The sequence below is a fragment of the Psychromonas saccharinae genome (assembly GCF_051201515.1).
Taxonomy (GTDB): domain Bacteria; phylum Pseudomonadota; class Gammaproteobacteria; order Enterobacterales; family Psychromonadaceae; genus Psychromonas.
In genome coordinates, this window is the sequence record NZ_CP195153.1 from 3,886,654 (window position 1) to 3,910,235 (window position 23,582).

Annotated in this window: 19 protein-coding genes, 1 pseudogene and 1 riboswitch; of the genes and pseudogenes, 2 read left to right on the top strand and 18 right to left on the bottom strand. The window is 37.5% G+C overall.

The features are described from left to right. Positions 1-127 precede the first annotated feature (127 nt). The 16 genes and pseudogenes from pilB to ACR30L_RS17490 all read right to left on the bottom strand — a co-directional run. On the bottom strand, positions 128-1,813 hold the full coding sequence (pilB, locus tag ACR30L_RS17415) for a type IV-A pilus assembly ATPase PilB (protein WP_435235500.1): 1,686 nt from the start codon (positions 1,811-1,813) through the stop codon (positions 128-130). Continuing rightward, on the bottom strand, positions 1,814-2,233 hold the full coding sequence (locus tag ACR30L_RS17420; RefSeq protein WP_435235501.1) for a pilin: 420 nt from the start codon (positions 2,231-2,233) through the stop codon (positions 1,814-1,816). Between the two features lie 833 nt (positions 2,234-3,066). Further along, positions 3,067-4,509, bottom strand: a complete 1,443-nt coding sequence (gene nhaD / locus ACR30L_RS17425) for a sodium:proton antiporter NhaD (protein ID WP_435235502.1) — start codon at positions 4,507-4,509, stop codon at positions 3,067-3,069. Positions 4,510-4,687: 178 nt separating this feature from the next. Then, on the bottom strand, positions 4,688-5,056 hold the full coding sequence (locus tag ACR30L_RS17430) for an RNA-binding S4 domain-containing protein (protein WP_435235503.1): 369 nt from the start codon (positions 5,054-5,056) through the stop codon (positions 4,688-4,690). 536 nt (positions 5,057-5,592) lie between these two features. Beyond that, a complete protein-coding gene (thiH, locus tag ACR30L_RS17435; protein ID WP_435235504.1) occupies positions 5,593-6,702 on the bottom strand; it encodes a 2-iminoacetate synthase ThiH in 1,110 nt (369 codons plus the stop codon). Between the two features lie 9 nt (positions 6,703-6,711). Next, positions 6,712-7,515 (bottom strand): thiazole synthase, encoded by an 804-nt coding sequence (locus tag ACR30L_RS17440; protein WP_435235505.1) that lies wholly within the window; start codon positions 7,513-7,515, stop codon positions 6,712-6,714. Between the two features lie 3 nt (positions 7,516-7,518). Beyond that, positions 7,519-7,719 (bottom strand): sulfur carrier protein ThiS, encoded by a 201-nt coding sequence (gene thiS, locus ACR30L_RS17445; RefSeq protein WP_435235506.1) that lies wholly within the window; start codon positions 7,717-7,719, stop codon positions 7,519-7,521. After that, positions 7,703-8,467, bottom strand: coding sequence for a HesA/MoeB/ThiF family protein (locus tag ACR30L_RS17450; protein WP_435235507.1), 765 nt, complete (start codon positions 8,465-8,467; stop codon positions 7,703-7,705). The genes thiS and ACR30L_RS17450 overlap by 17 nt, the downstream gene beginning before the upstream one ends. A 489-nt stretch (positions 8,468-8,956) precedes the next feature. Continuing rightward, the gene (gene thiE / locus ACR30L_RS17455) at positions 8,957-10,462 is read right to left on the bottom strand and encodes a thiamine phosphate synthase (RefSeq protein ID WP_435235508.1); all 1,506 of its coding nucleotides are present in this window, start codon (positions 10,460-10,462) and stop codon (positions 8,957-8,959) included. Then, a complete protein-coding gene (gene thiC / locus ACR30L_RS17460) occupies positions 10,463-12,451 on the bottom strand; it encodes a phosphomethylpyrimidine synthase ThiC (protein ID WP_435235509.1) in 1,989 nt (662 codons plus the stop codon). A 72-nt stretch (positions 12,452-12,523) separates the two neighbouring features. Then, a riboswitch (TPP riboswitch) is annotated at positions 12,524-12,627 on the bottom strand. Between the two features lie 259 nt (positions 12,628-12,886). Then, on the bottom strand, positions 12,887-13,084 hold the full coding sequence (gene nqrM, locus ACR30L_RS17465; protein WP_435235510.1) for a (Na+)-NQR maturation NqrM: 198 nt from the start codon (positions 13,082-13,084) through the stop codon (positions 12,887-12,889). Positions 13,085-13,096: 12 nt separating this feature from the next. Further along, positions 13,097-13,468 (bottom strand): NifB/NifX family molybdenum-iron cluster-binding protein, encoded by a 372-nt coding sequence (locus ACR30L_RS17470; RefSeq protein WP_435235511.1) that lies wholly within the window; start codon positions 13,466-13,468, stop codon positions 13,097-13,099. 191 nt (positions 13,469-13,659) lie between these two features. Beyond that, on the bottom strand, positions 13,660-14,496 hold the full coding sequence (locus tag ACR30L_RS17475; RefSeq protein ID WP_435235512.1) for a winged helix-turn-helix domain-containing protein: 837 nt from the start codon (positions 14,494-14,496) through the stop codon (positions 13,660-13,662). A gap of 270 nt (positions 14,497-14,766) precedes the next feature. Next, positions 14,767-17,367, bottom strand: coding sequence for a bifunctional aconitate hydratase 2/2-methylisocitrate dehydratase (acnB, locus tag ACR30L_RS17480; protein WP_435235513.1), 2,601 nt, complete (start codon positions 17,365-17,367; stop codon positions 14,767-14,769). 299 nt (positions 17,368-17,666) lie between these two features. Next, complete coding sequence (locus ACR30L_RS17485) at positions 17,667-18,311, bottom strand: hypothetical protein (protein WP_435235514.1); 645 nt, start codon at positions 18,309-18,311, stop codon at positions 17,667-17,669. A 220-nt stretch (positions 18,312-18,531) separates the two neighbouring features. Further along, a pseudogene (locus tag ACR30L_RS17490) lies at positions 18,532-18,828 on the bottom strand (thymidylate synthase); the annotation flags it as partial. A 314-nt stretch (positions 18,829-19,142) separates the two neighbouring features. Between ACR30L_RS17490 and ACR30L_RS17495 the strand changes: the two are divergent. Continuing rightward, positions 19,143-19,556: a VPA1267 family protein gene (locus tag ACR30L_RS17495; protein ID WP_435235515.1), complete on the top strand. Its 414-nt coding sequence runs from the start codon at positions 19,143-19,145 to the stop codon at positions 19,554-19,556. Further along, positions 19,553-21,727 carry an AAA family ATPase gene (locus tag ACR30L_RS17500; protein ID WP_435235516.1) on the top strand — a complete coding sequence of 725 codons (2,175 nt, stop codon included), beginning with the start codon at positions 19,553-19,555 and terminating at the stop codon, positions 21,725-21,727. The genes ACR30L_RS17495 and ACR30L_RS17500 overlap by 4 nt, the downstream gene beginning before the upstream one ends. A 226-nt stretch (positions 21,728-21,953) precedes the next feature. Here the strand turns inward: ACR30L_RS17500 and ACR30L_RS17505 are convergent, their stop codons facing one another. Continuing rightward, on the bottom strand, positions 21,954-22,115 hold the full coding sequence (locus ACR30L_RS17505) for a hypothetical protein (RefSeq protein ID WP_435235517.1): 162 nt from the start codon (positions 22,113-22,115) through the stop codon (positions 21,954-21,956). A 219-nt stretch (positions 22,116-22,334) separates the two neighbouring features. Next, positions 22,335-23,456 (bottom strand): type I restriction enzyme HsdR N-terminal domain-containing protein, encoded by a 1,122-nt coding sequence (locus tag ACR30L_RS17510; RefSeq protein WP_435235518.1) that lies wholly within the window; start codon positions 23,454-23,456, stop codon positions 22,335-22,337. Between the last annotated feature and the right edge of the window lie 126 nt (positions 23,457-23,582).

Consider the following 23,582-nt stretch of genomic DNA (forward strand, 5'->3'; position numbering starts at 1 on the left):
CAGCACAACTACCGAAAATGCGACTTCAGTCCCACTCGTTGTTTTAATACCCAACCAAATAACCAACAAATACACAAAACGGGACGTTAGTCCCGCTTCTGTTAATATACTGAGTAAACCTTATTCATTAAGTCACACGAGTAACTTCATTTAAACTAGTAACACCATTGATTGCTTGTTGAATCGCAGATTGACGCAGAGTATACATCCCCTCTTGCTGAGCCAAATCTGCAATTTCCATGGCATTACCATTATCTAAAATAATACGTCCAATGCTATCGCTCATTTGCATTACTTCATAAATACCGACACGGCCTTTATATCCATCAGTGCATTTAGTACAACCAACAGGTTTATAAAGTGGTTTACCCTCAGCAATTTGTTGCTCAGTAAAACCAATATTTCTTAACTCATCGGGAGCATACTGCTCTTCTGTTTTACATTCATTGCATAAGCGACGAGAAAGTCGTTGTGCGATAATCAATGAGACAGAAGAAGCAATATTAAAAGCAGGTACGCCCATATTTAACAAACGCGTTAAGGTTTCCGCTGCAGAATTTGTATGCAAAGTAGATAATACTAAATGCCCTGTCTGAGCTGCTTTAATACCAATTTCAGCAGTTTCTAAATCTCGAATCTCCCCGACCATCACAATATCAGGATCTTGACGTAGAAATGAACGTAACGCAGAAGCAAAGGTTAAGCCCGCTTTAATATTAATTTGTACCTGATTAATACCTGCTAAATTTATTTCAACGGGATCTTCGGCAGTAGAAATATTACGCTCAACAGTATTTAGAATATTTAATCCAGTATAAAGCGAAACGGTTTTACCACTCCCTGTTGGTCCGGTAATTAAAATCATCCCCTGAGGTTTCTGTAATGCGTTTAAATATTTATCTTTCTGTTCATCGGAATATCCTAATCGGTCAATATCTAAGCTTGCAGCGGAGGAATCCAAGATACGCATAACCACTTTTTCCCCCCACATGGTAGGTAAAGTACTCACACGTAAATCGACATTACGTTTATTGGATATTTTAAGCTTAATACGTCCATCTTGAGGTAGACGACGTTCTGCAATATCTAATTTAGACATAACCTTAAGGCGCGCCGAAAAGCGGTTAGCTAAGTTAACGGGCGGTGTAGCCACTTGATGAAGAATACCGTCGACACGAAAGCGTACACGATAGCTTTTTTCATAGGGTTCAAAGTGTAAATCCGATGCTCCCTTACGTACCGCATCAATTAAAATACTGTTAATATATTTCACAATCGGCGCATCATCATCGCCATCTTGATCTTCATCTAAACGAGAATCCGACTCATCGACTTCAATATCATCGATATCGCCCATTTCTCCCAATGCAGAGACATCGTCTTCTAATAATGCTTCAATAGCTTTATTAAGCGCACCTTCTTCAACTAGCAGTGCTTCCGTGTGCATGGAAAAACTAAAACCAAAATCTTCCAATGCGGAAACATTGGTCGGATCAGACATAGCAATATATAGGGTTTTCTGCTGGACATAGACGGGCAACACATGATGCTTCTCTATTAACTTAGCATTAATAAACTTGTCTGGAATATTTTCCAAATCAAGGGTATCGGAATCTAATAGAGGAATACCATATTCAGTTTCGCAGAATTGCGCGAGGGCTAAACTATCAATAAAATTATTTTCCACCAAGTAACTTACCAATGATTTATTTTCATTAGCAGCAGCAGATGTTATTTTTTGAAGTTTGTCGTAGGGAAGTAAACTACGAGCGGCCAAACTTGAAGCTAGGCCGCTAATATTAAGAGTTGTCATCTAGTCACATAAAGCATTAGTGACACAGCTACCACTTACAGTCCATTTAGTTGCGCCGTTAGTATTAGCACCAATTAAAATGTAAGTTTCACCATCTAATCCATTCGCACTAACAGCTTTAGCTTCAATAGTTGTTGAAGTTGCTCCACTTGCAGTAATAGCAACTGAATCAACATATTCTCCACCTGCTGCCCCAGATACGGCTTGAGTAGCAGCAGTACAGCCATTATAAGCATCATCAATTTGCGCACAAACTTCCAGTGCTTGTTTAACTGAACTTGTCGCTAAAACAACTTCAGAGAATTTAGCTTTAGCAGTATAAGTTTGGTAAGCAGGCAATGCAACCGCAGCCAAAATACCGATGATTGCAATAACAATCAATAGCTCGATTAATGTAAAACCTTGTTGTACTTTTTTCATGTTTAATATTCCTTCATTTTATATATATTATGCTTCATCTTATATACCCCTTCCCTAGGAGAAAAAAGTATAACTGAATAAGCGATCAAAAACTTTCCACTCCACATCTCTTTAAAAAGTTTATGACTTATTAAATTAATATAAAGTGTAGTGTGAAAGTTGTTCAGCACACAGTATTATGATGTGTATTTAACCGAATTTCCACTAATAAAAATTCTAACACATAATAATATATCTGCACCTAATTAACTTGCGTAGGCGAAGATTCTCAAAAAAGCATCATCTATGCAAGCCATAATTAAGTACTTTTAGGGTTTGATCACTCAGTTTAAGATTTTTCTAATAGACGAGCAATTAAACAAGAAATGTACAAGAGTTATTCTGTATTAGATAGAAAAGCAATCGCCTTAATACTTGCCTCCATCAAGCCTGTTTTGAAAAGCAATTAGCATTAATCAACATAGTTACTTCATATTCAGATAAATAACAAAATATTCGCTAGTAGTTAACATTGAATATTGCTCATCACTTCTAACAGTGCTTTTTAATAACTAAAAAATAATATTAATTTTATATTTTAGAGGGTAGATAACTTAAATTTACACTGAAAATCTCAGCAACTATCTATCGGAATGAGACTTCTGTCACACACGTTATTCAGCAATAGAAGCCGGCTCTATATTAAGGACAAAGCCACAGAACTAAAGCCCTGAATTCCAAAACTTAAAACACCAAACCAACCACAAGACTGAAATTTAGAATCGCAAATACGAACTAAAAAATCTAGCACTGTACTGTACCGTTACAGTCTTGGACCTTTACCTATCATCATCTTAAAATAACGCAGAATTTATCCATAAATGAACGACAATACTGGCGATATAACCAAGCACAATAACAGGAGTCCACTTGATATGCGCACCAAAGGTATATATACCACGGGCTTGTCCCATCAAGGCAACGCCAGCAGCACTACCAATTGAAAGTAAACTACCGCCAACACCTGCTGTTAATGTGACTAATAACCATTGGCCAGTACTCATATCGGGATGCATGCTTAACACTGCAAACATAACGGGGATATTATCAACAATGGATGAAAGCACGCCAATTAACACATTGGCATAGGTTGGATTCCAATTACCATACATTGCTTCCGATACCATGCTTAAATAACCAATAAACCCTAAACCGCCGACACAGACCATGACCCCATAAAAAAACAGCAAGGTATCCCATTCCGCTTTTGCCACTTTATTAAAGATATCAAAGGGCACAGAAGAACCGAGATCACGTAAACGTTGATGCTCATCTTCATCCGCAGAATTTGCGATGGCAACCGTATAGTAGCGATCTTGTGTTTTCCGTAGGAAAAATGCGAATAATTGTAAGAATCCTAACCCCGTCATCATTCCTAACACCGGTGGCATTTCTAGAAGGGAATGACCTAAAACAGCACAACAAATCGTTGCAAGAAATAAAGCAACCATACGTCTTGCACCTCGTTTCATATGAGCAACTTCGCCATCTCCCTGTGTCATTTCTTTAGACACAAACAAACTCATGATAATTGCAGGTACTAAAAAGTTAACTAACGAAGGAATAAAGAGATCGAAGAAACCATTAAACTCAACAACCCCACTCTGCCAAACCATTAATGTAGTGATATCACCAAAGGGACTAAATGCGCCTCCTGCATTAGCAGCAATAACAATATTAATGCAAGCTAGAGTAATAAACTTTTTATTATCTCGTCCAACTTTCATCACAATGGCACACATTAACAAAGCTGTGGTTAGGTTATCTGCAACGGGTGAAATGAAAAAAGCTAAAAATCCCGTTAACCAAAAAACCAAACGCAATGAAAAACCTTTATTAACCATCCAAGCACGTAGCGCATCAAATAATTGACGATCTTCCATGGCATTAATATAGGTCATGGCAACTAATAAAAAGAAAAATAACTCGGCGTATTCTGACAAATTACTGCGAAATGCTTCTTCCGCTTCAGGCCCCATACCATTTTGTGAATAATAATAACCAATCATGGCCCAGATAAAACCAGCGGCAATAATAACCGGTTTAGATTTACGCATATGAATTACGTCTTCAAGCATCACAAGACAATAAGCAATCGCAAAAAGAAGAATCGCGGTGTATCCAATACCACTATTGGTTAAATTAAAAGCGTCATTCGTATTGGCAAATAGATTGGGGGAAAATAAAACAGCAAAAAACGTCAGGGGGACGCTTAAGGCCTTAGATCTTTGTAACATATTATCCATCCTTAATTAAAAAAATAAATTTTTGAAAAGGTAATATCACATAAAATATGAAGGTATATAAGTGATATAAGCACAGGCAAGAAGTGGATAACCGACTGTTTTACTGGGGATTAGCTAGATCTAGCCTACGGCAAATTATTGTAATACAAATAATATGTGAATTAAATCACTAAAAGCTAATTGGTTTACGTTCTTTTTTAGTTTTACTTGGTTTCGTTTCTAATTTTTCTAATGGTTTGTCTAATGACTGATTCACTTGCTCAACTATTTCATAGTCATCAGCAGTACCTTTTAATACAACTTGAAAATATTGCTCATTAAAATAAATAAGATCACCACTGTATATTTTTTTCCGTTTACGCGTTTCTACCTCGCCGTTTACATATACATAACCTTCGGCAATAATCTGCTTTGCTTCACCACCACCAGAAACAATATGTTCGAATTTTAATATTTTATACAACTCTGTTGGCTCTTGATTAATCTCAACCAAAGTTGCATAAATTTCTTGGTCATCGTGTAATTCGTTATCAGGCATAAGTATTCCAAAGTAGGATATTGTTTTACAACTTGTTTATGGGTTACGTAAATATTCTAACATAGCACTCAGTAAAGTAAGCAGAAACTGTCATGCCAGAAAAAACCTACATGCTTCTGTAGATTACTCACGCTATTTTTGTAAAAAGCTTAAAAGTACTACCACACGCACTTCATGTGACTGCGACACTGCTTTTCGGTTCGCATTCATTAACAGAGGTACTGTGCGCTACACGAAGAAAATACTAAAATAATATGTTATAAACTAATTATTGCTCATTTTGTGTTTTTCTCTTTTAACTCAGTGTCCTCTGTGGTGCATTTTTTAATGATTTTAATTCTATTCTGCTTTACCTGAGTTAAGGGCATAAGCATAAAAATCTAAAAAGCACCTCTCTACAATCTGTCTAATTCTGACCATTTTTCTGATAATAACAATCAACCTGTTAAACACTAAATACAATAAAAACCAAACCCACAGGACTGAAATCCTGATTCTGATAATAAAGCTAACGATTTATTTCACCACTAAGTTGTTTATCGTAGGCAATGGTCCCAATCTTTCCACACGACTTCGTATCCCTGCGATTTAACTAACTCGACCATTTCAACTGGCGAGCGTTCATCGGAAATAGCGAATTGTTCTAATGCTTTATCGGATTCTTTTGCATACCCGCCTGGTTGCGTACTTGAGCCTGCACTTAAAGACGTAATGCCTAAGGGTAAAATATGATTTCTAAAATGCTCTGACTCGCGGGTTGAAATTGAGAGTTCAACCTCCGAATTAAACAATCGATAAGCACAAATGAGCTGTACCAACTGTTTATCACTCATTTCTGATTTCACAGCTAATCCCCCCGCACAGGGTCGTAATCTTGGGAAGGAGAGAGTGTAACGACTTTGCCAATATTTTTTTTCTAAATACTGAAGATGTGCAGCAACGTAAAAACAGTCGGTACGCCACTCCTCAAGACCAATCAAACAACCTAATCCCATTTTATCGATGCCAGCTCGACCAAGACGATCGTGTGTATCTAGGCGATAATTAAAATCGGTTTTCTTACCTTTTAAATGATGTTCAGCATAGGTATTCGCATGATAGGTTTCCTGATAAACCAATACGGCATCAACCCCCTCTCCGATTAACACTTGGTACTCATCCTGATTTAATGGTTGGATTTCAATCGTAATATGGGAAAAATAACGTCTAATAATCGGTAAAACACGCTTGAAATAATCTACCCCAACATTTTTAGATTCTCCCGTTACCAATAAAATATGTTCATAACCCATTGCTTTAATTGCCCGACACTCCTCCTCAACCTGCATTAAATCTAAGGTAGTACGACGGATACGGTTATGCATTGAAAATCCACAATAGGTACAAATATTACTGCACGTATTCGATAGGTAAAGAGGTAAATAAAATTGTAAGGTTTTACCAAAACGCTGCTGAGTAAGTTGTTGGGATTTTTGTGCCATCTGCTCTAAGAAGGGTTCTGCCGCAGGTGAAATTAATGCTTTAAAATCGTCTAACGTTAAACGTGATTTTGTTAATGCTCGCTCTACATCCCTCGTTGTTTTTTGGTAAATAGAATCATGAATCTCATCCCAGTTGTATTGTTTTATTTGATCACTAAAATTCATCTCACTCTCCTAAACGAATTCAGCTTCTAAAAAGGCAGTCAATGGACTCGATGCGATAGCATGATTGGAGCGTCCTGCTAAACCAGCAAGATATGCTTGACGTCCGGCTTGAACCGCTTTTGCAAAAGCTTCTCCCATGGCAATAGGATTGTTCGCAACGGCAATCGCCGTATTCACTAAAACCGCATCAGCCCCCATTTCCATGGCCAGTGCTGCATGAGATGGGCTACCAATGCCAGCATCAACAATCACGGGAATCATTGCTTGTTCAATAATAATTTGTAGAAAATCTAATGTTTTAATCCCTTTGTTTGAACCGATTGGCGCACCAAGTGGCATAACAGCCGCACATCCAGCTGATTGTAAGTGCTTACATAAAACGGGATCGGCATGAACATAAGGCAAAACGACAAAACCTTCTTTGACTAATACCTCAGCTGCTTTTAGGGTTTCAATGGGATCTGGTAATAGATATTTTGGATCGGGATGAATTTCTAGTTTCACCCAATTGGTTTGCAATGCTTCACGGGCTAATTGAGCAGCAAAAATCGCTTCCTTAGCATTTCGCGCTCCCGATGTATTCGGCAATAAATTTAAACCATTTTTAATTAATGGCGCGAGAATATCATCATCTTTATTTTTCATATCAATACGTTTCAAAGCCATGGTGACTAATTCTGACTGTGAAATCCGTAAAGACTCGACCATTGTTTGTTGATCATTAAACTTACCGGTACCTGTCAATAATCGAGAAGAAAAAATTTTATCGGCAATAACTAATGGATCATCTGTCTGCATTTGCGTATACAACATAACTTACCCTCCTGCGATAGCTTGAAAAAGGGAAATCTGATCACCTTCACAAAGGATATATTTAGCCCAATCCTGTTTTCTAATAATCTTTTGATTAACCGCAAGTGCTGAGCCAGTAAGTGGCTTGTCTAAGCTAACCAAAAGTTGTTCTATATTACTTCCTGTCGTAATTTCTAACTTATTTTCATTAATAACTACATTCATTTTTTTGTCCACATACAGGGCATTCGGGGTCTTTACCGATAGTAAAGGTTTGCCAATCCAAGGTTTTACCATCGAACAGTTTTAATTTATTTTTCACACCGGAAGGCACTCCAGTAATATATTTAATCGCTTCTAATGCCTGAAGAGAACCAATTGTGCCAACAACAGGGCCTAACACACCGGCATTAGTGCAATTAAGCTGTTGTTCCTCCCCGTCGGGAAATAGACACTGATAACAAGCTGAATCATCTTCTCTATGATCAAAAAACATCAGTTGTCCTTGCATTTGAATTGCCGCACCTATAATTGCAGGTACTTTAGCTTTAACACAGGCTCGATTGATCAACCGACGACTTTCTAAATTATCAGTACAATCTAATACTAAATTGGTCATCATTAATTCAAGTAATAGCTGCTCTTCATCCATTTCTTGATTAATGGTTCTTATGCGAATTTCAGGGTTCAAACTTTGTAAACGATTCTTCATCAACACAACTTTGTCCGAGCCAATATCTCCCGTTTGATAAATAATCTGTCTTTGCAAATTGCTGACATCTAAAGTATCGAAATCTGCAATAACTAAAGATCCGACACCAGCAGCCGCGAGATATAAAGCCGCAGGAGAGCCTAATCCTCCCGCACCAATAATAAGCACATGAGAATTCTTAAGATCTTTTTGCCCTAATTCGCCAATTTCATCTAACAAAATATGACGGCTATAACGTAACATTTCAGCATCATTGAGCATGACCTTCCCCTATTGAATAATTAAAATTTATATTGATAATTTGATTTTTATTTTAAGCTTAAAACCGCAGGACTAAAGTCCTGAATCCTAAACAATACTAAAAGCACCCCCTACAGGCTAAATGCCAAGCCAATATCCGGACATGGGATTTCAGTCCCGCAGGTTCTTTTTAGTGCTAAATCCAACGGTTAACTTTTAAACCAAAACCGCAGGACTAAAGTCCTGAATCCGAAACAATACTAAAAGCAAAACCATGGTGCGCACTGCACACCCTACAGGCTAAATGCCAAACTAATATCCGGACATGGGACTTTAGTCCCGCAGGTAATTTTTAGTGCTAAATCCATTTCTGAAAATAGCATTTCCCTTCATTCCGTTCATTCCGTTCACTTAGTTTTAATACTAGTACTCAGAGATAAAAAGTCATAGCTTAATAATGTAGTCACTATGTTATTTCCTATAAAAATCAATTATCAACCAACTTTAACCTTATCGTTTTGTCTGTTCAATAACCTCCTTAAAAGCATTAATAGCAACCTCGGGGTCATCTATTTTGGTTATTGCACTCACAACGGCGATACTCCCCACGCCCGTGGCACAGACTTGCTCAGCACGCTGCAAATTAATGCCACCAATTGCAACGGTTGGTATACCATTCAATAAATTGACATATTTTTTCAATCGCTCCACTCCCTGTGGTTCAGAAGGCATGTCTTTAGTTTGAGTTTCAAAAATATGTCCAAGTGCGATATAACTGGGCTTAAGTTGTTTAGCGCATAACATTTCAAAATAACCATGGGTACTAATGCCTAATCGTAACCCCGCGTCAGAAATCATCGCTAAATCTGCCGATTGAATATCTTCTTGCCCTAAATGCACACCATAGGCACCATGTTTTATTGCAAGTTGCCAATAGTCATTTATAAATAAACGCGCCTTGTATTTCTGTCCTAATGCAATCGCTTGTACTATTTGTTGCTCAACATCTGCAGGTGATTTATCTTTAATACGTAATTGAACGGTTTTAACGCCAAGCATTAATACTTTTTCTAACCACTCAATACTGTCTATTACAGGGTAAAGTCCAAGTTTACTGGTATCACAGGATAAAAATTCAGCGCCCGCCTCTAAACAACCTGATAAATCAAATTCATAACCCGCTTTCGATTCAGGAAAAACAACTTCGGGGAAATCAGACAATGAAACAGGCCAGCCAATATTGACTAACTTTGCACTTTTGTTTATTTGGGCTGACTTTAATCGTTGGTTTAAATATGCCTTAGCAAGGACAAAAGCATCGTCAATAAAATAATGTTGCGCGATAACAGCCGCCATCGCACTCGCTAAAATAGCGCCTAGTCCCAAACCAAATGTATTTTTTAAACGTTCACTACTTAATACAATTTCTCTTTGTCCATCAGTCCAATAATCAATACATCTGTTCTCGATTAAATCAAAGTTCCCCCCTTTAATTAATACACTTTTACAACCCAATGATATTAGCGCAAGTGCAGCCGGCTTACAGGATTCGCCAGTGAGTAATGCATGACCTGATAAAATAAACACTTCACGGGCATTTAAAGTTAGCAGATCAATCAATGGCAATAACTTATTTTTAATTTGTTCAATAATGCTGGGCTCAACAATATTATGCTCCGATTCCACGATAGCAACGGGATCATAAATAATAAAAGGGGGCACTTCCCAAGTCTGCTTATACATCGCTAATTTTTCTGCAAGAATCTGTACTTGCTCAATATTAGCTAACTGCCCGATTTTAATCACTTTTGCTGGGTTAGTTTTTGCTAAACCATCCAATTGCTGAATAAAAACATCTTCAGAAATTGATTCGAACACGCCAAGTTCCGCAATCGCAATAGCGCTAATCACAGAGCATGGTTCTCCAGCTAGATCATTTATAGTAAGGAGATCAGCTTGAATCCCAGTCCTACCAATAGGATCCGACGCTGAAATTGTCCAAACGATAGGGTTCATTTATACCTCTTCTATTTTTACAATCGCAGGTTGATATATTTCAGCGCCGCTTTCATTAAACTGTTTTGCTTTTTCCTGCATGCCTTGCTCAGCAGACATTGTGATGGTTTCATCTAATAACTTTATCGATATATCTCCATCTTCTAATTGTTTTGCATAATCACGCACATCCTGAGTAATTTTCATTGAGCAGAATTTAGGCCCACACATGGAACAAAAATGAGCGACTTTACCTGAAGTTTGTGGCAGGGTTTGATCATGAAATTCTCTAGCTGTGACTGGATCTAACCCTAAATTAAACTGATCTTCCCAACGAAACTCGAATCGCGCTTTAGATAATGCATTATCACGAATTTGAGCACCGGGATGGCCTTTTGCTAAATCGGCAGCATGAGCAGCTAATTTATAAGTAATCAATCCCGTTTTTACGTCATCCTTATTCGGTAAACCTAAATGTTCTTTTGGGGTGACATAACACAGCATTGCACATCCGTACCAGCCTATCTGTGCTGCACCAATAGCCGATGTGATATGATCGTAACCAGGGGCAATATCCGTCGTTAAAGGGCCTAATGTATAAAATGGTGCTTCAAAGCAGTCTTCTAACTGTTTATCCATATTTTCTTTGATCATTTGCATCGGAATATGGCCAGGACCTTCAATAATCACCTGAACATCATGCTCCCAGGCGATCTTACTGAGCTCACCTAAAATTTCTAATTCTGCAAACTGAGCCTGATCATTAGCATCTGCAATAGAACCAGGACGCAAACCATCGCCAAGCGACAATGACACATCATACTGCTGACAAATCAAACAAATTTCACGGAAATATTGATAGGCAAAGTTTTCTTTATGATGTGATAAACACCATTTGGCCATAATAGAACCGCCTCGCGAGACAATTCCCGTTAGACGTTTAGCAGTCATCGGCACAAAACGTAATAATACACCCGCATGGATCGTAAAATAATCCACGCCTTGCTCTGCTTGTTCGATCAAGGTATCTCGAAAAACTTCCCACGATAGGTCTTCAGCAATCCCATTCACTTTTTCAAGTGCTTGATAAATAGGAACTGTACCAATAGGCACAGGGGAATTACGTAATATCCATTCTCGTGTTTCATGAATATTGCGGCCCGTTGATAAATCCATAACCGTATCGCCGCCCCACAATGTCGACCAAACAAGTTTCTCAACTTCTTCTTCAATGGAAGAACTCACCGAAGAATTACCAATATTCGCATTAACCTTAACCAAAAAATTACGCCCGATAATCATTGGCTCTAATTCAGGATGATTTATATTGGCGGGAATAATCGCTCTACCACGCGCAATCTCACTGCGTACAAATTCAGGTGTGATATTTTCCTGTAAATGCGCACCAAAACTATGGCCCTTATGCTGAGAATGTAAATCTGTATTTTTTATCCGTTCGCGCCCCATATTTTCTCTAATCGCAACGTATTCCATTTCAGGCGTAATAATTCCCTGACGTGCATAATGCATTTGAGTAACAATTTTCCCTTTTTTAGCACGTAAAGGCTTAGCTAAATGAGCGAAACGTAATTCATCTAATTTATTATCATTTAGGCGTTTTAGTGCAAATTCTGAAGATACCCCACTTAATGTTTCACTATCATCACGTGCAGTAATCCAACTATGGCGTAGCTTATCTAAACCAAGGTGCACATCAATTTGTACTTTTGAATCAGTATAGGGACCTGAAGTATCATAAACAGGAATAGGTTCGTTTTTTTCAACACTTGGATTGTGTTCATCGTCACCAATAGCGGTGTCACTTTGATGAATTTGGCGCATTGCCACTTTGATTGGATGAAGTACTCCCTTGATAAATATTTTTTCAGAATTAGGGTAGGATTCATTATTTAAATTATGGATATAATCTTGCGCAGCTTGACGCGATTCTTTGCGTGATAAGCCATGACGATTAGTCGTTTTTAGATTTGTATTTACTTGAGTAGACATAGCATTCTTTACCTTTTAAAGTGAAAAAGAGTGCTTGTCGAAAAATAGTGGAAAGTATAAAGATCACATGAATAGTGACTTCACCTTGTTCCCTTCGTAGGTACTAACCCAATCAGGTTCCACGGATCCCGCTTATTAAAAGCAGTCTCAGCCCTAAGGCACTCCGACAAGAAAAATCAGTATAGAGTAAAAATTAGATGAATAAAAGGAAAAAGCAGCGATTAGTTTTTAGCTATCAGACATCAGTAAAAGAAAAACTAAGTATGTTTGGGTTGACTCGTGTTAAGAGCACCCCGATCAAAATACCTCGGGGGTAACAGAGGAGTTAAGATGATAACGAAGAAGATACATCTCAGGGATGATGTAAGAAGCAAGAGAATATCAAAAATAAAAAACTGATAGCTGACAGGCTAAAAACTGACAGCTACCTTTGAGCTATTTAGTTGGCTCTTGAATTTGGTATAAAGTAGGTTTATGTTCATCACACACGGTTTCACAGTCACAACTTTTTTCGATTCCCACACTAGAAAGTCCACCACAACTGCCTTGAATGCGTTTACCACCCATAATGACACCAATCGCCATCGCAACAACAACTAATAAAAAAATAACAAATGCGATAATAAATTCCATAATTCCTCCCAATTAATGAGTACTACAACGACTACCTTTGCTTTTAACGCCTTGCTCCGGACGAGTTAAAGGACTTGTATGTAAACGTGCATTTTCAAGTAACTCTTCCGTTGTATGACGAGTATTCCCCTGTTCAACTTGAATACCCGCATTTAATAAACGAGAAAGTGTGTTCTCTCCGATTTTTCGAACGATAACACCATCACAATGCATTTTATTAAAAAGTTCTATAATTGATTGTTTAGAAGAACAGCCTTTACCTTCTAAGGCGGGGTTCTTATAAACACCAATTTCTTTATTCTCTTCATTGTAAAAAGTGAATAGCTCTGTTTTTGAAAATTTATGAGAAAGCTTTTTTTCACTGGTGGCAATTGCATAAATCATCTTTAATTCCTTATACAAATAATATTAACTTTATAATAAACCAACTGTATTAAATATGTGACTTAATTTTCGCGAGAAAGATAGCTCACCTAATTATTAATGAGTGGCATTATAAGTAAACAGACAACAAAAAGCCCTTAGTGTTCCCACTAAAGGCTTTTTAGTTTATCTAAATATTAAAAATAGATAACTTATTCGTTAATTGCTTTCGCTTGAACAGCTGTTTCTAGTACATCAACAGGAACAAGTTCATAAGCTGCTTGCGGTTTTAATACCACATTAGATTTGTTTGCAACCATTAGCATTTGTTTTAAACGGCTTTCTTCAAATGGTTTAAGCAATAAACCTTGAATATCAAATAGACAATTCAAACCTAATAATTCACGTTGTAATTCAAAATGTGAACTTAGAATACTGATATCTGCTGCCGCTGATGTTTGACCCGTACGAATACGTTTAACTAATTCAATTCCCGCATTATCTGCGAGTAAAGAATCAACAATGATAAGGTCAAAATCTTGCAATGCAACTGAACGTTCAGCTTCAATTGTTGTAGCAACACCTTCAACGTAAGCAACATCAATTGATTCTAATTGCTCAATTAATTGAATACGTTCTGCAGCTTCAGCTTCAACAACCAATACCTTCATTGAATTGATTTCATTTGCCGCACTTTCACCTTTAGAAATAGGAGAAACTTGGCTATCAGCAGGAGCGCCAACACCTTCCATGCGTGCAATATAGCCACGCTTAGGAATAGTTGAAATATTCAAACCATGTAAACTTAATGTCCCAATACTTTTACGTAATTGAGAAATATGTTGATTAATTGTATGGTCAGTCACTAAACGACCCCATACATATTGAGCAAGATCTTCACGCGTTACAACGGTATTTACATTTTTACATAAAAAATGTAAAAGAGAAGTACGTAAAGGACCTAAATAAACTTTACGACGACCATGAATCAAGCTATTTTGACTTGTATCGATGTGGAACTCGCCCACCACTAAACTTTTTTCTAACATAAGAGCACCCGCCTATTATATTGAATTTTAATTGTTAAAATTTTGGTTATCGGACTGTTAAATCAGTCTCTAATTGTTTTTATTCATGTGTACAATATCAATTTTAGGTAAAAAAACAAGTCATTTTGTGTAATATGACCGCACCGTCAACTTCTGTGCCCTTTATGCTACTTTAATAGCTTGATTTTTAAGAGGGGAATTTAAAAACATAAAAAAAAACTATTTTCATATGAAAATAGTTTTTTTATTAATATGACCACTTTTTAAAGATTATGACACGTCTTTAACCGCAATAACGGTATCAGCCTTATCGGTATAATTTTTGATTTGATCAAAATTTAGATAACGATATGTGTCTGCAGCAGTCGCATCTAATGATCCTGCATACTTCATATATTCTTCAACCGTTGGTAGTTTACCTTCTATTGCAGCAACTGCCGCTAATTCAGCAGAGCTCAAATAAACGTTCGCACCATTACCTAAACGGTTAGGGAAATTACGTGTAGAAGTAGAAACGACTGTCGATTTATCCGCTACGCGTGCTTGGTTCCCCATACAGAGTGAACACCCAGGCATTTCGGTACGTGCACCGACTTTACCAAAGATACTGTAATAACCTTCATCAGAAAGTTGGCTTGCATCCATTTTTGTTGGTGGTGAAACCCATAAACGCGTTGGTAAAGTTCCACCAAAGTTTTGTAGCAATTTACCAGCAGCACGGAAATGTCCAATATTCGTCATACATGAACCAATAAAGACTTCGTCAATTTTTTCACCCGCAACTTCAGACAATAATTTCACATCGTCGGGATCATTTGGACAAGCAACAATAGGCTCTTTAATATCATTTAAATTAATGTCGATAACAGCTGCGTATTCAGCATCTTCATCCGCTTCCATTAACTGAGGATCAGCTAACCATGCTTCCATCTCTTCAATACGACGTGTAATAGTACGAACGTCTCCGTAACCTTCAGCAATCATCCATTTAAGCATGACAATATTTGAATTTAAATATTCAATAATAGGTTCTTTATCAAGCTTAATTGAACAGCCCGCAGCACTTCGCTCTGCAGATGCATCTGAAAGCTCAAATGCTTGCTCAACTTTCAGTTTTGGTAGTCCTTCAATTTCAAGCACTCGACCAGAGAAGACATTAATCTTACCTTTCTTCTCAACGGTTAATAGGCCATCTTGAATTGCTTGGTAAGGGATGGCATTCACTAAATCACGTAACGTAACACCCGGTTGCATTTCACCTTTAAATCGTACTAGTACAGATTCAGGCATATCTAATGGCATAACACCTGTTGCTGCAGCAAAAGCCACTAATCCAGATCCAGCAGGAAAAGAAATACCAATTGGGAAACGTGTATGGGAATCACCGCCAGTCCCAACAGTGTCTGGCAATAACATACGGTTTAACCACGAATGGATAATACCGTCGCCAGGACGCAGTGCGACACCACCACGGTTCATAATAAAGTCAGGTAATGTATGATGCGTATTTACATCAATAGGTTTAGGATAAGCAGCGGTGTGACAGAATGATTGCATCACTAAATCAGCCGAGAAACCTAAACACGCTAAATCTTTCAATTCATCACGCGTCATCGGTCCTGTCGTATCTTGCGATCCAACCGAGGTCATTCTTGGTTCACAATATTGTCCTGCACGAATACCTGCAACATTACAGGCTTTACCGACCATTTTTTGCGCCAGTGTATAACCTTTTGTAGAAGCTTCAGTTTCAACAGCTAGTTGGAAAACCGTTGAAGCATCAAGGGAAAGTGACTTACGTGCACGTTCAGTTAAACCACGACCTACAATCAGTGGAATACGGCCACCAGCACGAACTTCATCAAGAATAATATTCGTTTTTAAAGTGAATTCAGAAATAACTTCACCGGTTTCATGATTTTTAACAACGCCTTCAAATGGATAGATATCAATCACATCGCCCATATTCAGGGTATTTACATCCATTTCAATCGGTAGTGCACCTGAGTCTTCCATTGTATTAAAGAAAATTGGTGCAATTTTACCGCCAATACAAACGCCGCCAGCACGTTTATTAGGCGCATAGGGAATGTCGTCTCCCATAAACCAAAGCACAGAGTTAGTCGCTGATTTACGTGATGATCCTGTTCCGACAACATCGCCAACATAAACAAGTTGATGGCCTTTTTCTTTTAATGCTTCGATTTGTTTAATCGGGCCAACCACACCTTCTTCATCGGCTTCAATACCATCGCGAGAAATTTTAAGCATCGCTAACGCATGAAGCGGAATATCCGGACGAGACCATGCATCAGGCGCAGGCGATAAATCATCCGTATTCGTTTCTCCAGTGACTTTAAATACAGTCATCGTTATCTTTTCAGCAACAACTGGTTTCTTTAAAAACCATTCAGCGTCGGCCCAAGATTGAATAACCTGTTGAGCAAAAGTATTACCTGCTTTTGCTTTTTCTTCTACATCGTAAAAGGCATCAAACATTAATAATGTATGTGATAAGGCTTCCACTGCAAGTGGCGCAAGCGCTTCATTATCAAGTTGAGTAATTAATGGTTCAATATTGTAACCCCCCTGCATCGTGCCTAATAATTTAACGGCATGTTCAGGAGTAACGATAGGCGATACCACTTCAGAGGCTGCAATAGCGGATAAAAACCCAGCTTTTACATAAGCAGCTTCATCAACACCGGGGGGAATACGATTTTCTAAAAGGTCGAGGAGGAATGCTTCTTCTCCTTGTGGTGGGCTTTTTAGTAATTCAACTAATGCAGCTGTTTGTTCAGCATTTAAAGGTTGTGGAACAACGCCTTGTTCAGCACGTTCTGCGACATGTTTACGATAAGCTTCTAGCACAATAATAACCTCTTAGTTTCAGCGAGATCCGCTGTATTGGAATCGTTTTATTGACATAAAATCAAATAAAGTATATCTCACTATGAATACAATTGAAATTAAACTACGTTGGAAAAAGAATCTAGCAAAATCTTTGTGATTCACTTCCTATAATCACTTTATTCCCCCCTTGTTACCCCATTCAATAATTATTTTCAAAAAGTTTCATTAGGTCATCGAAATATTGAAAAGGTGAATTTCTCCGACTATTAACACGCTCCGACAGCATTTCATTAAGTGGCTTCATTGTTTTTGTATTATCAATAACATGCTTTAATGCAACTTGGCTTGCAAATAGATTGTTGATACATTGATAGAATTGCAAAAGCATCATTTTTCTTTTTGGCCTCGACAAGCTTAACCATTAAACCCGCTTTTAGCGTAAGGTCTAACTCTTTATCCGGATGCAAACGACTAGCAAGGCTTTTAAAATATTTTTTTAACAGACTGGCATTAAATAAATCCTTTAACTTTTTCTGTTTAAGTTCACCTTGCTTTTGCTCTGAATTGAAAAAATACTCTTCAGAAAAATCATCTTCAAACTGATCATCTAAATCATCACCGGGATCGAAATATTCTTGATCATTTAAGTAATGATCAACCTCTGCCTGAAAAGTAGCGGGATCACGCAAAAACGCTTTCAACTGCTCATCGGTAAACTCTCTATCCTCATCAAAAATATCTTCGACTAAATCTCGCATTTCATCAATTTCAACAGCATCAAACTCACTACCTAAAGACTTCGCAGATTCAAGTAGTGCTTCTGAATATTCCCCACGCACAACGTTTCTAAGGTTGTCAGGGCAAAAGGGATGGTCAGTCAAAAAATCAAGATTAGCATTTATCCAAGTATGAAGTTCTTCACGTTGCCATTGAGTAAAAGACTTACGGGAAATAAACGTCATTAAATGACGAGTTTCCTGTGCAATCAACTCACAAACGACCTCTTCTTCAGGTTGAATATTAGAACAAAAATCAGCATAAAAGTTAGAAAGTTTTTTTTCAAACGTCTTGTTGCGTTTTTGTTTTTTCTCTATTTAAGCCCATTTTTTAGTAAATCACTTTGCTAACTAGGTAACTTTTTTGACCTTGATAATTTGATTTTTTTAGACATCATTAGTGACCTCAAACCGAAAAGGGATATTTAATTGGTTCATGACATTGATAATCACTAACTTCAAAATCATCCATCGTTACCCAAGTTTCGAGATCTTCTAAAGACTGTATTTTAGAATTAATTATTAATTTTGGTGAAGCAAATGGTGTTCGTTTTAATTGAACATCACGCATTAATTCAAATTGATCTTCATAAATATGTGCATTAACTATTTTATGATATGCCGTTCCCGCTTTTTTACCGGTAATTTGCGCCATCAATGCCAGAAAAGCAAACACTTGAACTTGATTAAAATTTAGCCCCATCATTTTTAAACCCCCTAAAAAATGCACATTACGCTTAAGTGAGTGAGTGAAAGAAAAACAATTACTATATGCATTTTTAATTTAGCACATAGCATATTATACACGATGTAAAATAGCACCACTAAAAACAAAAATTTATGCACCTAAAAACTTGGATCCATATCAGTAGAAATTCTCTTCGTGACAGTGTCACAAAACAGTTATTCTCTCTTATATTTTTCATTTGGATAATTACTCAACTATCTGTTAGAGCTTAGTATTATTGAAAAGTAGTTGATATTATATACATATGCATTTCAAAAACGAGGTAACCAATGGCTAACGGACAGCAAAAAGCAACAGAAAATCTAAGCTCATTTATCATCTGGCAAGCGACCATGACTGATGATGGGTTTAGACAAATTGTTTTCCGTGGCGGTCTTAATCGAGGTGAAATTGCTAAGGTGTGTGGCTTTGGCAAGTCTGCGCTTAATCAAAACCCACAGATAAAATCAGCCCTTCAAGCACTTGAGGATGATTTGCGAGCGCGGAACGTCTTACCTCAACTGAGTGAAAAAGCGAAAATTACTAAGGCAGAGCCTAAACAATACGATAAAACAGCTTCTCAGCGTATCAGAGAAGCCAAAAGAGTGGCAGAGTTGGAGCAGAAGGTCTTAGAGCTAGAAGCACGTTTGAAACGCTTTGAAGAGCTTTCAGAAGTGCTTTTGGAAATGGGAATCGATGTATGACGACTAAAATGGATTTCCGTGTTACCAGTGTGTATCAATATGATAAGAAATGGGTTTGTTTTAGTGGTGTTCCACTACAGACTCGTAGCTTCAAAGCTAAAACTGCAAAATGTATTGTAGTTGTTAAAAGCAAGCCTGATATTTTGCCTATGGAGCCAGTCACAGGTCAGCATTGGCGTATTACGGGTGTTATGGAATCCCGTAACGCGACACACGGCGATTTTATTATCACTGAGCTGCATTTTATCGAACCAGAAAAACTTGAAGTAACTTTGCCACATGACGGTGAGAGCTTTATCCGTTTTATTGCTAAAGAAGCTGCTTTCAAAGGAATTGGAGAGGTCAAGGCTAGAGAACTCTGGTCTACTTTTGGCTCAGGCATATTTTCCATTTTGGGCGCGAGAAATACTAGTAAACTCCGTGGAATACTTACTGATAAAGCCATTAACAGCTTGTTTGATGGTTATGAAAAGTACGCTAATTTAAGGTATGCCACTTGGTTTGCTGACCGAAAAATATCACCGCAAATTCAGCACAGGTTATTTAAGTTCCATCAAGGAAGTTCCATTGATGCAATTAAAACGAATCCTTATCTATTAATCACATTTGGTATGAGTTTTGAACAAGTAGATTACATTGCACAGGCGAGCTTTGACGTTACACTTGAGGATGAAAGACGCTTGGTAGCTGCCGTCGAGTTTGCTCTTAAAAAATACGCGAGTAAAGGCGGTCATACCGTTGCATATCAAAACAATATTAAACCCGTTGTACAAGGCTTATTGAAAGATACCAAATTGACCAATAAAGCATTGGTTTGTGGTCACGCAAAACATACTTACATTATCAATCCCGAAACGGGTAGTTATCATCATACCTCTTTGTTGATCATGGAAAAAGTTGTCGCTAAGCGATTACTTAAACTGGCTCAACAGCCTTCTTATGCAACAAGCCAAGCCCTTTTAACGGCTTACGACATAGCAACTCAAGAGTTACCCTTTCCTTTAGCTGAAAAACAAGTAGATGCCGTCCGCTCTTCATTAGATAGACGTGTGTCGTGCATTACAGGTGGCGCCGGTACAGGCAAAACAACCGTATTACGTACCGTCTTAAGGGGATATCATGCGCTTAAATATGATATAAAAGCGATTGCGCTATCCGGTAGGGCTTCCATGCGATTACATCAAAGTATCGGTTTTGAAACGTCGACAATAGCCAGATTTTTAAGGGATGATCCTATTGAGGATAATGTTAAGTGTATTGTGGTCATTGATGAAGCAAGTATGGTCGATTTGGGTACGATGTACCGCATAGTGCTTCACACTAATCCAAGCGTAAGGTTTTTGTTTGTCGGTGATCCTAATCAGTTACCACCAATAGGCTCAGGCTTGATCCTTGCTGATATTGTGAAATCAGGTGTTATCACGACTACCGAACTGGATATTGTGCAACGACAAGATGCTACAACAGGCATTCCGGAGTATTCGCGTCTAGTGTGTCAGGGACAAGTACCGTCTGAGCTATCCATTGGTAATATCCATTTCCATGAAGTTGCGCTTGATTGTGTTACTGAAACCTGTGTCGAATTATATAGCCAAAATCCGAGCGAAAGTAGAGTTATCGCAGCGACCAAGAAAACCACCCTTGAAGTCAATACACAGTGCCAAACACAGCTGAATGCAACGAACCCTATTCTTAAATTTATGGAATATGGCGATCAATTCACAACCGATCTGCGCTTAAATGATCCTGTATTGTTTACTCAAAATAATTATGAAGCAGGTGTACAGAACGGTAGCCTTGGCAAACTGATATCTATTGAGCAAACAGAAACTAGCCTTGGTATTGTGCAGCTTGATGATAATGGTGCAGATATACCGTTAACTAAATCGCTTTTAGACTCTCTTGATGCAGGTTATTGCATCACCTTGCATAAGGCGCAGGGTTCACAGTTTAAACGGGTGATCGTTGCCCTTGGCAAAACTAAGATGCAAGACAGAGCTTGGCTATACACAGCGATCACGCGTTCAGAACTTGAACTTCATGTTGTTGGCACAAGAACACGCTTTGAACAGGCTGTACGGAGCCTTAGCGCGCATCATGTCCGTAAAACTCATTTAGCTACACTGTTAAAAGATACTCATTCAAGAAAATCCTGTTCTGAATCCAATTAAACAAGTAAATTATTATAAAGTGCTCTTAACCTGAGAAAGTAGCTTAATGGAAAGCCTAGTAATCTTGTAATTACGACTTCCTTTCGAACTGCAATCTAAAATTAATAAACCACAATTAACAAGTTAATTTAAGTCATCTTCAAGAAACCTTGGCTCAAATATTTCATATCTTCCCTGAACCATCCATTATATGAAATGTTGTTGTACCGCCTAATGTTTTAAGCTCTTAGAAAAAACTCCCTCCAGACTTATTTAATTGTTCAAGAATTGAAGTAGCCTGCTCTGAAAGTTCTGAATTTGGAGCGATAACGCTGGTAATTTCTTTAAAACCACCAATAGAAGAAGACAACATAAGAAGTGTTTCATCTAATGAAGGAAGTTTTTGCAAAACTATATCGTGATTCTGATTTAAAGTTACTAAGTAGACTCACTATAGCTGCAAAGAAAGGAAACTAGGGATATATTGCTAAACCATTTAAACAACATACCAAGCAACTAAAGTCTAAGGGGTATATTCGCTTTCATAAAGCACCACAACCCTTTGCAAGAGCATTCGAACAGATTTAAATGGTTAAACGTCCCCCCCTCAGTATTCATCAATATTATATTAAGCAAACACCTTATTTTTTAAGATATAAAATGGGAGTTTAAATAATTCCCATACACTCATAGAACGGCTATCTAAATGAGCTTGCCAATTTGTTTCACAACTTTCCTGGATATAATTCACTAATATTGTATCCGACTTACTTGGTAAACCTATTTGTAAATTTCGTTGCAAACCTAAATTAATAAAGTTAAATAATTCATCTGTAAACGCACTATTCAAGGATAATTGCTTCTCCGATTTATGTGCTGTAACCGTTCTAGCCACTGAATACAAAGCTGATAATAAATGAATAGCGGCATGATCCATCTCTGAATCATAATCTTCAATCGTTTCTTTTAATCGATTAAATTGTACATCCGGCATCATTAACAATTCATGTAAGTCATTTTCCATCACATCTTTATAGAAATTTCTCATGCCAAGTTTTTTCAAATAAAACTGAGTTTTTTGATAGGCTATTTCAAGTTTTCCATAATGATAGACATTTAATTCTGATTTAATAGTTATACCACGACAAACATGGTCAATAATATCCAATAAAATAGAGTTTGTTCCACTAGTAACAATGGATTGAGCGTTGAAAATTGGTTGGATAGCGTCGATGAAATATAAGACATCCCGTCCTACAATAGGTTGATATAACCAATGCAAAATTGGTCTTACCTCGTCTAAATCATTTAAGAATTGGCTAAACTCTAATTCCGTATTTTCGTACTCCTTGATACAAGGGATATTTGGGTAATGAACCCACCCTGCTGCCGTATTGCGTTTTACTTGCCAAATATTACCATCAGTAAATACACAGAACTCTGCTTGTATAGAATCGGCATTTGCATAGCTGATTGCCTGCTTCATTGGATCTTGACTTTTACGGTAACCCTTTCGTCTTTTACATTCAATAACAATGTATGGTTTGTCATTTACATAAATAAGGATATCGATAAAACCTCTGCGAGTACCGTACTGAACTGTCTTTTCAATTTCTAACTGATTAATTGAATATCCATAATAACGGATTAGCTCAAACAAAACCCACTGACGAACTTCCTCTTCCGGTTGTAGCTTACGATCAAAGAGATAACAATTTTCAGAAATTGTATAGAAAGGTTTATGTTGCATTAGAGTCCATTTATTTGTTAAATCAATTCGTTTTGGTCGTTCGTATACCATGTTATTAAACCGATAATTGCATTAGCAATGAAAGTTTGGTTTATTTTATCCTGAATTTATTCAAAAATTACCGCT

What these genes read in the sequence shown, in the direction of transcription:
- pilB (WP_435235500.1), bottom strand. Translation starts at nt 1,813, where the DNA reads ATGACAACTCTTAATATTAGCGGCCTAGCTTCAAGTTTGGCCGCTCGT.
- ACR30L_RS17420 (WP_435235501.1), bottom strand. Translation starts at nt 2,233, where the DNA reads ATGAAAAAAGTACAACAAGGTTTTACATTAATCGAGCTATTGATTGTT.
- nhaD (WP_435235502.1), bottom strand. Translation starts at nt 4,509, where the DNA reads ATGTTACAAAGATCTAAGGCCTTAAGCGTCCCCCTGACGTTTTTTGCT.
- ACR30L_RS17430 (WP_435235503.1), bottom strand. Translation starts at nt 5,056, where the DNA reads ATGCCTGATAACGAATTACACGATGACCAAGAAATTTATGCAACTTTG.
- thiH (WP_435235504.1), bottom strand. Translation starts at nt 6,702, where the DNA reads ATGAATTTTAGTGATCAAATAAAACAATACAACTGGGATGAGATTCAT.
- ACR30L_RS17440 (WP_435235505.1), bottom strand. Translation starts at nt 7,515, where the DNA reads ATGTTGTATACGCAAATGCAGACAGATGATCCATTAGTTATTGCCGAT.
- thiS (WP_435235506.1), bottom strand. Translation starts at nt 7,719, where the DNA reads ATGAATGTAGTTATTAATGAAAATAAGTTAGAAATTACGACAGGAAGT.
- ACR30L_RS17450 (WP_435235507.1), bottom strand. Translation starts at nt 8,467, where the DNA reads ATGCTCAATGATGCTGAAATGTTACGTTATAGCCGTCATATTTTGTTA.
- thiE (WP_435235508.1), bottom strand. Translation starts at nt 10,462, where the DNA reads ATGAACCCTATCGTTTGGACAATTTCAGCGTCGGATCCTATTGGTAGG.
- thiC (WP_435235509.1), bottom strand. Translation starts at nt 12,451, where the DNA reads ATGTCTACTCAAGTAAATACAAATCTAAAAACGACTAATCGTCATGGC.
- nqrM (WP_435235510.1), bottom strand. Translation starts at nt 13,084, where the DNA reads ATGGAATTTATTATCGCATTTGTTATTTTTTTATTAGTTGTTGTTGCG.
- ACR30L_RS17470 (WP_435235511.1), bottom strand. Translation starts at nt 13,468, where the DNA reads ATGATTTATGCAATTGCCACCAGTGAAAAAAAGCTTTCTCATAAATTT.
- ACR30L_RS17475 (WP_435235512.1), bottom strand. Translation starts at nt 14,496, where the DNA reads ATGTTAGAAAAAAGTTTAGTGGTGGGCGAGTTCCACATCGATACAAGT.
- ACR30L_RS17485 (WP_435235514.1), bottom strand. Translation starts at nt 18,311, where the DNA reads ATGACGTTTATTTCCCGTAAGTCTTTTACTCAATGGCAACGTGAAGAA.
- ACR30L_RS17495 (WP_435235515.1), top strand. Translation starts at nt 19,143, where the DNA reads ATGGCTAACGGACAGCAAAAAGCAACAGAAAATCTAAGCTCATTTATC.
- ACR30L_RS17500 (WP_435235516.1), top strand. Translation starts at nt 19,553, where the DNA reads ATGACGACTAAAATGGATTTCCGTGTTACCAGTGTGTATCAATATGAT.
- ACR30L_RS17510 (WP_435235518.1), bottom strand. Translation starts at nt 23,456, where the DNA reads ATGCAACATAAACCTTTCTATACAATTTCTGAAAATTGTTATCTCTTT.